We start from the raw sequence: 9,811 nt of genomic DNA, 5'->3' as shown, positions 1-9,811 counted from the left end.
CGTGAGTTACCCGGCCGCTCGCCAGAGCTTCACGGAACACAAAACCCCGCGTCCCTGCTTGGACGCTCCCGACGCCGACCCGATGTTCATCTCGGATGCGTTGATTTCCCCGGCGTAATGGCCCGCGCTCGCCAGCGGGCGTTTCCGCGTGCGCTAACTGCACGCACAACCCCGTCATCCCAGCGAAGGCTGGGACCGCTGGTCGTGTAAAGCCCAACCCTCAGCAGGGCCTCCTTACGATAATTGGCCGTAACAGGCCAGCGGTCCCAGCCTTCGCTGGGATGACGGGGTTGGGGATGACGGGCTTTGTTTGCAAATTCCTCCCCGAGCTTGTCCCGGGAAGGAATTTACGCGTCCTACTTCCCGCCGCGATTGCGGCAGGCATCGGTCACCGTCTTGCTGCAGACCGGATAGGTCTTGTCCATCGCGGTCGCAGGCGGCGGGGTCAGTGCGCCCTTGTACGGGCCGCCCTGATAGGTCTCATCCGCCGGCATCGCCGGGCGCGCGGCCTGGTTCGCGGCTTGAGGATCGGGGACGCCTTCGGTCGGCACGCCCGGTCCCGGAGGGTTGGCCTGCCCCGGAGGCGTCGCAGGCGTCTCGCCCTTGAGCTGCTGCAGCACCGAATTCCAGGCCATCTGCCGCTGTTCGGGTGTCATCTTGTAGATCTGGCCGCGCTGGTCGGCCGTCAGCGCCCAATAGCCCTTTTGCTGATCCATGCTCAGCGTCCAGTAGTAGACCTTGTAATCGTTCGGCCAGCTTTCGTAATCGGACTTCTGCGCCGGGGTCCAGCTGTCGTACGTGGCCTGCTGCTCGGGCGTGAGCGTCGGCGCAGACGCGCTGGAGGCGGCCGGAGGCTGCATGGCCGGAGCCGGAGCAGATGGCGGCGCGGCGGGCATTTCGGAAGTGGCGGGGGCGGCAGGGTCGCTCTGGGCATGGATGGCGGCGGGGACCACCAACAGGCTGAGGGCAGCAGAGCCGGCGAGCAGAACTTTACGCATTTCTCACTCTCCGTTTATGTCATCGTTGTGATCGAACGACGAAGCGCACCGGCAATTGTTCCTCCGCTGCGACGAAGCGGGCTTGCACCGGGCCATGCCGTTCCCTAGTTGTTCACGGTGAACAATCTGCAAGCTCCCTCCTCTGATCCGCTGATCGACGGCCTCAACGATCCCCAGCGCGAGGCCGTGCTGACGACCGAAGGCCCGGTGCTGATGCTGGCGGGCGCGGGCACCGGCAAGACGGCGGCGCTGACCCGCCGCCTCGCCCATCTCGTACACAGCCGCCTTGCATGGCCGAGCGAGATCCTGTGCGTCACCTTCACCAACAAGGCCGCGCGCGAGATGCGCGAGCGGGTCGGCCACCTGATCGGCCCGGCGGTGGAGGGCATGCCCTGGCTCGGCACCTTCCACGCCGTCGCCGCCAAGATGCTGCGCCGCCATGCCGAGCTGGTGGGCCTGCAGAGCAACTTCACGATCATCGACACCGACGATCAGCTGCGCCTGCTCAAGCAGCTGATCCAGGCCGAGGGGCTGGACGAAAAGCGCTGGCCCGCGCGCCAGCTGGCGGGCTGCATCGACCGCTGGAAGAACCGCGGCCTGAACCCGCAGGACCTCGACGCCGGAGAGAACGAAAGCTACGCCAACGGCAAGGGCCAGAAGTTCTACAAGCTCTATCAGGACCGGCTGAAGGCGGTGAACGCCTGCGATTTCGGCGACCTGCTGCTGCACATGCTCAACATCCTGCGCACCCACCGCGACGTGCTGGAGCAGTACCAGAACCGTTTCAAGTACGTCATGGTGGACGAATATCAGGACACCAACCAGGTCCAGTACTTGTGGCTGCGCCTGATCGCGCAGGGCCGCCAGAACATCTGCGTGGTGGGCGACGACGACCAGTCGATCTACTCCTGGCGCGGCGCCGAAGTGGCCAACATCCTGCGCTTCGAGAAGGACTTCCCCGGCGCCAAGGTCATCAAGCTGGAGCAGAACTACCGCTCCACGCCGCAGATCCTCGCCGCCGCATCGGGCCTGATCGACGAGAACACCCAGCGCCTAGGCAAAACCCTGTGGACCGAGCGCCACGCGGGCGACAAGGTGCAGGTCGTCGGCGTCTGGGACGGGCCGGAGGAAGCCCGCCGCGTCGGTGACGAGATCGAGCGGCTGGAGCGTCAGGGCGCCCCGCTCGACCAGATCGCCATCCTCGTGCGCGCGCAGTACCAGACGCGCGAATTCGAGGACCGATTCATCTCCATCGGCATGAAGTATCGCATCGTCGGCGGCTTCCGCTTCTACGAACGCGCGGAGATCCGCGACGCGCTGGCATACTTGCGCGTCATCGCCCAGCCCGCCGACGACCTCGCGTTCGAGCGCATCTACAACGCCCCCAAGCGCGGCCTCGGCGCCAAGGCACTGGAGGCGCTGCACCGGCTGGCGCGAAATCGCGGCATCCCGCTGTCGAACGCCGCGATCGAGATCGCCGACACCGACGAACTTCCCGCCCGCGCGCGCAACACCTTCCTCGCGCTGATGCGCGACTTCGCGCGCTGGCGCGACTTGTCCGCCACCGAAGGCCCCGCCGACCTCTTGCGCACCGTGCTCGACGAATGCGGCTACACCGACGCGCTGCAGGCGGAGAAGACCGCCGAGGCCAACGGGCGGCTTGAGAACCTCGTCGAACTGGCGCGCGCGATGGAGGAATACGACAGCCTCGGCGACTTCCTCGAACACGTCAGCCTCGTCATGGACAACGAGAACGCGGCCGAGGAGGAGAAGGTCACGATCATGACCATGCACGGCGCCAAGGGGCTGGAATTCGACAACGTGTTCCTGCCCGGCTGGGAGGAAGGCGTGTTCCCCTCGCAGCGCTCGCTCGACGAAGGCGGCCTCGCCAGCCTGGAAGAGGAGCGCCGCCTTGCCTATGTCGCGATCACGCGGGCGAAGAAGAAGTGCACGATCCTGCATGCGGCGAACCGGCGCATCTATGGCCAGTGGACCAGCTCGATCCCCTCGCGCTTCATCGCCGAACTGCCCGAGGAGCACGTCGATTCCGAGACGACGCTGTCGGGCGGCGCCTCGCTGTGGCGGGCGCAGTGGTCGGAGCACGCCGATCCCTTCGCCGACGTGGCGCGGATGCAACCCTCGCGGATCGTCACGCGCGGCCCCGGCTGGCAGCGCGCTGCCGCCAAGGAATACGACGCCAGCCCCAAGCGCGTGGTCGAAAGCACCCGCTCCGCCGCCAGCTTCGCCGCCAAGCCGCGCTCCGACATCGCCGTGGGCGCGCGCGTCTTCCATGAGAAGTTCGGCTATGGCGCAGTGGTTGCGCAGGAAGGCAACAAGCTGGAGATCGAGTTCGAGCAGGCAGGCAACAAGCGCGTGCTCGACAGCTTCGTGAAGCCGGCGTGACGGATGCGATAGCCAAACACGCCTCGTCATTGCGAGCGTAGCGAAGCAATCCAGGGCCGCGAAACCCGCTCTGGATTGCTTCGCTACGCTCGCAATGACGAAATGATGGGTTGAAATTTTTCCGGCCTCGCTCCCCTCATTCGGGCCCAATTACCGCGCCCGCGATTACCGTCGCGCGGGTGGTGATTGCCTCCCGCTCCTCACGCTATACACTGGTTCAATACGAACGAGAGTAACAGCGAGAGGTATTGGGAAGTGCTCAAATCAGCAGACGGCGGCCTGCGGCCGGTGCCGTTCCCGATCGACGATCCCGAACGCATCCCGGTCAAGCGCTACTACGACCCCGAATTCTACCAGGCCGAGCTGGACCACTTGTGGCCCAACGTCTGGCAGATGGCCTGCCGCGAGGAGCAGATTCCCGAGGTCGGCGACTGGATCGAGTACGAGAACGTCGGCAGATCGGTCATCGTCGTGCGTACGGCCGGCGGCGTGAAGGCCTTCAACAATGCGTGCCGCCACCGCGGCGTGCCCTTCGCGGGCGGATCGCCACTGGGCTCCTCGCACGCGACGGCGCATGGCAACTGCGCGAAATCGGGCTTCGTCTGTCCCTTCCACGGCTGGCGCTGGAACATGGATGGCGAGAACACCATGGTCTACGGCAAGCACCTGTTCTCCGAGCGCCAGCTGGACGAGGACGACATCAACCTCATCCCCTGCCGCGCCGAAGTCTTCGGCGGCTGCGTATGGATCAACCATGATGACGACGCGCCCTCCGTGCGCGAGAGCCTCGGCCCGGTGGCGGAGCGGCTGGAGGCGCACAACCTCCACAAGCTGCGCGCGGAGTGGTGCTACGGCACCGTGCTCCCGGCGAACTGGAAGATCGCGATGGAAGCCTTCATGGAAGGCTACCACGTCATGCAGACGCACCCGCAGTTGCAGCACGCGGTGCCGACCATGTACGATTCGATGTACGCGATGGCCGACAATCCCAGCCGCGCCCCGATGCTGGCCGACCCCGCGCTGACCATCGAAGAGAACATCGCCGCGCAGATCAAGAACATGGAACTGCTCAGCGAAGGCATGGCCGGCATGCTCCACGAGAAGGAAGTGGAGATCGCCAAATCGCTGCAGCACGCGACGCAAGGGCTGCCCGAGGACAAGAGCCAGGCCATGATGATGTGGCTGGGCATGGTCATGCACCAGGTCTCGGCCCAGTTGAAGGAACGCGGCGAACCGATTCCCGACCTCATCGCAGTGTCGCAGTCGGACCCGATCAACGCCGTCGAGTTCCTGTTCCCGAACTATTTCCTGCTGCCTTACTTCAGCTCGATGTCGGCCTACCGCATTCGCCCGCTGGGGCCGGAAAGCTGTTTCTTCGAACTGTGGTCGCTGACCTTCTTCCCCGAAGGACAGGAGCCCGAGCCGGTGATGGAGCCCATTGTGCTGCCTTACAACAGCCAGGACTTCCCGCCGATCCCCCGGCAGGACTACTCGAACATCCCGATCCAGCAGAAGGGCCTGCACGCTTCCGGCTTCGAGTTCATGCGCCTTTCCAGCAAAGTAGAGGGGCTGATCAGCAACTACCAGCGCATCATCGACGGCTACCTCGCGGGCGTGCCGGGCGAGAAGCTGGCGGCGGCGAACAACAAGCTGGGCGGCAACTTCGACGGGAAGATCGAGGACCTGGGGTTCTGATACCAGAGCTGAAAAGTAAGCGATCAGCCCCTTCTCCTCGTCATTGCGAGCACAGCGAAGCAATCCAGAGCGGCGTCAAACTGCCCTGGATTGCTTCGCTGCGCTCGCAATGACGAAATGGTGGGAACGCAAAAAGGCCCCGCAGGCGGAACCTGCGGGGCCTTTTTCATGTCACGATGCGCGAAAGATGGTGAGCCCGACAGGATTCGAACCTGTGACCCGCTGATTAAAAGTCAGCTGCTCTACCTACTGAGCTACGGGCCCCCACTGAAGCGTACCGTGACGGTCGGGGTCACCTAGGGGCCATGCGCGGCTTGGTCAAGCGGGCACGCAACTGTCCGATGCTGAAGCCCGTCAAGGGATCGCGCCAGCGACCTGCAATCTTCGCCGCCGGGTCGAGCACGAAGCGCCGCTCGCGAAAGGCCGGATGGGGAATCACGAGGTCGTCGGCGCCGTACGCACCGCCGTTCCACAGCACGATGTCGAGGTCGAGCACCCGCGCGCCCCAGGGCTTGCCCATGCGGCGGCGGCCGAACTTGTGCTCGATCTTCTGCAGCTTGTGGAGAAGTTCGTCCGGCTCGCGCTTGGAGCGCACCAGCGCCACGGCATTGGCATAGCGGCGGTGCGAGGGGCCGAGCGGCGCACTCTCGATCACCGGAGAGGCCGCGAGCAGTTCCAGCTTGCCATGGCCGAGCGCCTTCAGCGCGGCGCCCAGCACCTTGCGCGGGCACCCGTGGCGGTGGTGGCGCATGTTGGACCCCAGCGCCACAAGATAGCGATGCTTGCCCATTGACGCCCCCCTCTTCGATCAGATGTGCGGCGCTCAGATATCCTGGGCAACGCGCGTATAAAGCTGCGGCCGCCGATCGCGGAAGAAGCCCATGCCCGCACGATGCGTCGCCGCGCGGTCGAGGTCCAGCGTTGAAACGAGGACGCCGGTTTCCTCGCGCCCGAATTCGGCGATAAAGTCGCCCCATTCGTCGGTGATGAACGAATGGCCGTAGAACGTCTGCGCGCTGCCGCACTCGGTTTCCGCGCCGATGCGGTTGGCGGCGATCACCGGCATGCAGTTGGACACCGAATGCCCCACCATCGCCCGGCGCCACATGCGGCTGGTGTCGAGCGTGGCGTCGTAGGGCTCCGAACCGATCGCGGTGGGATAGAACAGCAGTTCCGCCCCCATCAGCGCCATGACGCGCGCGCATTCGGGATACCACTGGTCCCAGCACACGCCCACGCCGATGCGGGTTCCGAACACGTCCCAGACCTTGAAACCGTCGTTGCCAGGGCGGAAGTAGTACTTTTCCTCGTAGCCCGGACCGTCGGGAATGTGGCTCTTGCGGTACGTGCCCATGATCTCGCCATCGGCGTCGATCATGGCGAGGGTGTTGTAATAGTGATGCCCGTCACGCTCGAAGAAGCTGGTCGGGATCGCGACCTTCAGCTTCGCCGCCAGCGCCTTCATGGCGATGACCGAGGGATGCTCCAGCGTCGGGCGGGCGAGCGCGAACAGTGCCTCGTCCTCGGTCTTGCAGAAATAGGGGCCGGAGAACAGTTCAGGCGGCAGCACGACCTGCGCGCCCTTCCCGGCCGCTTCCTCCACCAATGCGGAGACGGCGGCGATGTTCTCGGCCTCGTCGGCGGAACCGAGGGCGAGTTGCAGGGCGGCGACAGTCAGCTGACGGGAGGGGATCTGGCGGGTCATGCGGCCCCAGTTATGGACTGGGCCGCATGAAGTCCAGAGTTGGCCGTATCAGTCACGCTTGCGAAACAGCAGGGTCATGCGGTCGCTCTCGCCGATGGCCTGGTACTTCGCCTTGTCCTGCTCCTTGAGCGCGTAAGTCGGCGGCAGCGTCCAGACGCCGTCGGGCCAGTTCGCGGTGTCCTTGGGGTTGGCGCTGATCTCCGACTTGCCGACGAGGTCGAAGCCATTCACTTCCATGAAGCGGATCACGTCCGCCTCGCGCAGGTAGCCCTTCGAACCGTCCGTGTAGGAATAAGGCGCGTCGGCCTTGGCGCGGTGCTGCTCGATGCCGACGAGACCGCCGGGCTTGAGCAACCCGCGCATCGCCTTGATCTCGCTGTCGGCGATGTTCCAGTTGAACAGGTTGTGCATCATGCGCGGGATGACGATGACGTCGAAGGTGCCCTTCTCGGCTTCCGGCACCGCGTCGAGAGTATAGGCGGCGAACTTGTCCGCCGACATGCCGGTGAACTTGGCGACATCGGCAGGGTACTGGGCGGCGGCCTTGCGAATGCCGTCCTGCCTGTCCGCCTTGAACGCGCCGCTGGTGGGGTCGAAGTAGAGGCCCACCAGATGCCCCTGCTGGCCGAGGTACAGGCCGAGGAAGCGCGAGTACCATTCCCCCCCTGGCGCATATTCGCCGACCTTCATCTGCGGGCCGACGCGGAAGAACGACAGCGTCTCGACCGGATGGCGCGCGGCGTCGCGGGCACGGTCGTCCTTGCGCAGCGGGCTGGCAGCGGCGAGTTCGAGCAACGCCTCGCAGCCCTTGCAGGCTTCGACCGGGGCTTTCTTCTCGGCAGCCTGGACGGAGAGCGGAGCGGCGACGAGGCCGAGAAGCGAGGACAGGGTCAGCAGGGCGCGGCGCATCGGGTTCTCTCCACGTGGATTTGAAGCGGCGCCGAGACTAGCCGACAACAGGCCAATGACAAGCGGACACCGCGTACCTATCTAGCGCCCAATCCTTTCGACTTGAGGACATGTGACGAAGATGGAAACGGCAATCGTAGCTGGCGGGTGCTTCTGGTGCACCGAAGCGGTATTCCGCGACGTTGTGGGCGTAAGCACCGTGGAAAGCGGCTATATCGGCGGCGCGGTGGAGAACCCCACCTACAAGGCAGTCTGCTCGGGCGAGACCGGGCATGCGGAGGCGATCAAGGTCACGTACGACCCTGCGGTGATCTCCTATGCCGAAATGCTCGACGTGTTCCTCGGCACGCACGATCCGACGCAGCTGAACCGCCAGGGCAACGACATCGGCACGCAGTACCGCTCGGCGATCTTCCCGCTGGACGATGCGCAGGCCGCAGAGGCTCCTGCCGCGATCGCCCGCTGGGACGCGGAGCATTCGGGCGAGAAGGCGGTCACCACGATCGAAGGCCCTGCCCCCTGGTATCCGGCCGAGGATTACCACCAGGAGTACTGGGATGGCGAAGGCCAGCGCAATCCGTACTGCCTCGCGGTGATCCCGCCCAAACTGATGAAGCTGCGCAAGAGCTTCCAGAACAAGGTGAAGGCTTGACGGCAGGCCCACCCCCGGCCCTTCCCGCAAGCGGGAGGGGAGAATGAAGCGCCGGCCTGCTCCCCTCCCGCTTGCGGGAGGGGTTGGGGGTGGGCCTCTGGCTAGGGGTGGACCTCACAAATAAACAACCAGACGCCAATTCTTCAAATTTGGTAAATTCGCGAGTAATCGCCCTCCCCTGTTCCACCGAGGGACAGTGCAAAACCCGCGCTTTCCAAAACCCCAAGTAAATATACTGGTCCCGGTCGTCACTCACGCCATTTCGGGACACACGCCGTGGCTTCCATCCGTACCGTTTCGCTTTCGCTGGCCGCCATGGCTGCCACCCTTTCAGCCACCCCGCTCCTCGCCGATTCCGGCATGATCGCGGGCATCGACGTCCTGAAGACCTGGAACCTCGTGGTGCTGGGCGATCTCACCTCGTCCTCGGAAGTCGAGGGGCGCACGTTCGTCGGCGGCGACCTCAACGGCAATTCGTCGAACTACCAGATCCAGGCCATTCCGGCGTCGAGCACCGGCACCCCCGGCCTCACGGTCGTGGGCGACGTCAATGGCGGCGCGAAGAACCTCAACAACGGTTCGGGCGCGGTCGTCGGCGGCAACGTCAACAGCGGCCTCAACCTCAACGGCGCGGCGCAGACGGTGCTGGTCGGCGGTTCGATCAGCAACACCAATGTCAATAACAACACCGTGACCTCGGGCCTCGCCTCGGGCGACCCGTCGTTCAGCCAGAACCTGACGCAGCAGGCGAGCCTCATCGAGACCTCGATGACCGGCCTCAGCCACGACATGAGCACCCAGACGGCGAACAGCCAGTTGTCGATCAGCGGCAATCGCGGGACTTTCGATGCGCAGCCCGGTGCGAACGGCGTCGCGGTGTTCAACATCTCGGCCGCCGACCTCGACAAGATCGGCGAGATCCAGTTCAACCTCAACGGCGCGGACACCGCCATCGTCAACGTCTCGGGCGGGTCGATCACGCTCAACGACAACTTCCTGGGCGGCACCCAGAACCTCGGCGAACACGTGGTCTGGAACTTCTACGAAGCCAAGGACCTGTCGCTGACCACGGCATGGGGCGGCTCGGTGCTGGCACCCGGAGCGGCCGCGACGACCGGAAACTACATCCAGGGTTCGGCGGTATTCGGCAGCCTCGTCCAGAACGGCGAGATGCACGTGGGCACCTACACCGGCAACTACACGCCAACCCCGACAGACCCCGGCACGCCGACCGAGGGATCGTCGTCTTCCTCGTCCTCGGGCGGCACCGAAGTGCCCGAGCCGGGCATGCTGGGCATGCTCGCCGCAGCGGTGGGCGGACTCATGTACTGGCGCCGCCGCCGCGCCAGCGCCGCCTGAGGCCACTACGGGACGCTACAGTTTTGATCTTGTCTGGATAAAACAATGGTCGTCATCCCCGCGAAGGCGGGGACCCATCTTATGCCGAAT

Annotated in this window: 8 protein-coding genes and 1 tRNA gene; 4 read left to right on the top strand and 5 right to left on the bottom strand. The window is 65.0% G+C overall.

What is annotated here, in order from left to right:
- Positions 1-356: 356 nt before the first annotated feature.
- Entirely contained in the window at positions 357-998 is a 642-nt protein-coding gene (locus QRN25_RS16855) for a hypothetical protein (RefSeq protein ID WP_285020370.1), read from the bottom strand.
- A 117-nt stretch (positions 999-1,115) separates the two neighbouring features.
- Between QRN25_RS16855 and QRN25_RS16850 the strand changes: the two genes are divergently transcribed.
- Together QRN25_RS16850 and QRN25_RS16845 are read left to right on the top strand one after the other, a co-directional pair.
- Positions 1,116-3,401 (top strand): ATP-dependent helicase, encoded by a 2,286-nt coding sequence (locus tag QRN25_RS16850; protein WP_271181128.1) that lies wholly within the window; start codon positions 1,116-1,118, stop codon positions 3,399-3,401.
- Between the two features lie 255 nt (positions 3,402-3,656).
- Positions 3,657-5,096 carry an aromatic ring-hydroxylating oxygenase subunit alpha gene (locus QRN25_RS16845; RefSeq protein WP_285020369.1) on the top strand — a complete coding sequence of 480 codons (1,440 nt, stop codon included), beginning with the start codon at positions 3,657-3,659 and terminating at the stop codon, positions 5,094-5,096.
- A gap of 188 nt (positions 5,097-5,284) precedes the next feature.
- On the opposite strand, the gene QRN25_RS16840 is transcribed toward QRN25_RS16845, so the two are convergent.
- The 4 genes from QRN25_RS16840 to QRN25_RS16825 all read right to left on the bottom strand — a co-directional run bounded on the left by QRN25_RS16840 (position 5,285) and on the right by QRN25_RS16825 (position 7,710).
- Positions 5,285-5,360, bottom strand: a tRNA-Lys gene (locus QRN25_RS16840).
- Between the two features lie 28 nt (positions 5,361-5,388).
- Positions 5,389-5,886 carry a 2-amino-4-hydroxy-6-hydroxymethyldihydropteridine diphosphokinase gene (gene folK / locus QRN25_RS16835; protein ID WP_285020368.1) on the bottom strand — a complete coding sequence of 166 codons (498 nt, stop codon included), beginning with the start codon at positions 5,884-5,886 and terminating at the stop codon, positions 5,389-5,391.
- A 33-nt stretch (positions 5,887-5,919) separates the two neighbouring features.
- Positions 5,920-6,801: an N-carbamoylputrescine amidase gene (aguB, locus tag QRN25_RS16830; protein WP_285020367.1), complete on the bottom strand. Its 882-nt coding sequence runs from the start codon at positions 6,799-6,801 to the stop codon at positions 5,920-5,922.
- 48 nt (positions 6,802-6,849) lie between these two features.
- Positions 6,850-7,710: a class I SAM-dependent methyltransferase gene (locus QRN25_RS16825; RefSeq protein WP_271181132.1), complete on the bottom strand. Its 861-nt coding sequence runs from the start codon at positions 7,708-7,710 to the stop codon at positions 6,850-6,852.
- A 121-nt stretch (positions 7,711-7,831) separates the two neighbouring features.
- Here QRN25_RS16825 and msrA point away from each other — a divergent pair, with 121 nt between their 5' ends.
- Together msrA and QRN25_RS16815 are read left to right on the top strand one after the other, a co-directional pair.
- Positions 7,832-8,362 (top strand): peptide-methionine (S)-S-oxide reductase MsrA, encoded by a 531-nt coding sequence (gene msrA, locus QRN25_RS16820; RefSeq protein ID WP_069709184.1) that lies wholly within the window; start codon positions 7,832-7,834, stop codon positions 8,360-8,362.
- A gap of 276 nt (positions 8,363-8,638) precedes the next feature.
- Positions 8,639-9,721 carry a choice-of-anchor A family protein gene (locus tag QRN25_RS16815; RefSeq protein WP_285020366.1) on the top strand — a complete coding sequence of 361 codons (1,083 nt, stop codon included), beginning with the start codon at positions 8,639-8,641 and terminating at the stop codon, positions 9,719-9,721.
- Positions 9,722-9,811 lie beyond the last annotated feature (90 nt).

It is taken from the genome of Novosphingobium sp. fls2-241-R2A-195, assembly GCF_030209485.1.
Taxonomy (GTDB): Bacteria; Pseudomonadota; Alphaproteobacteria; order Sphingomonadales; family Sphingomonadaceae; genus Novosphingobium; species Novosphingobium resinovorum.
This window is presented reverse-complemented; position numbering and strand designations above follow the sequence as displayed.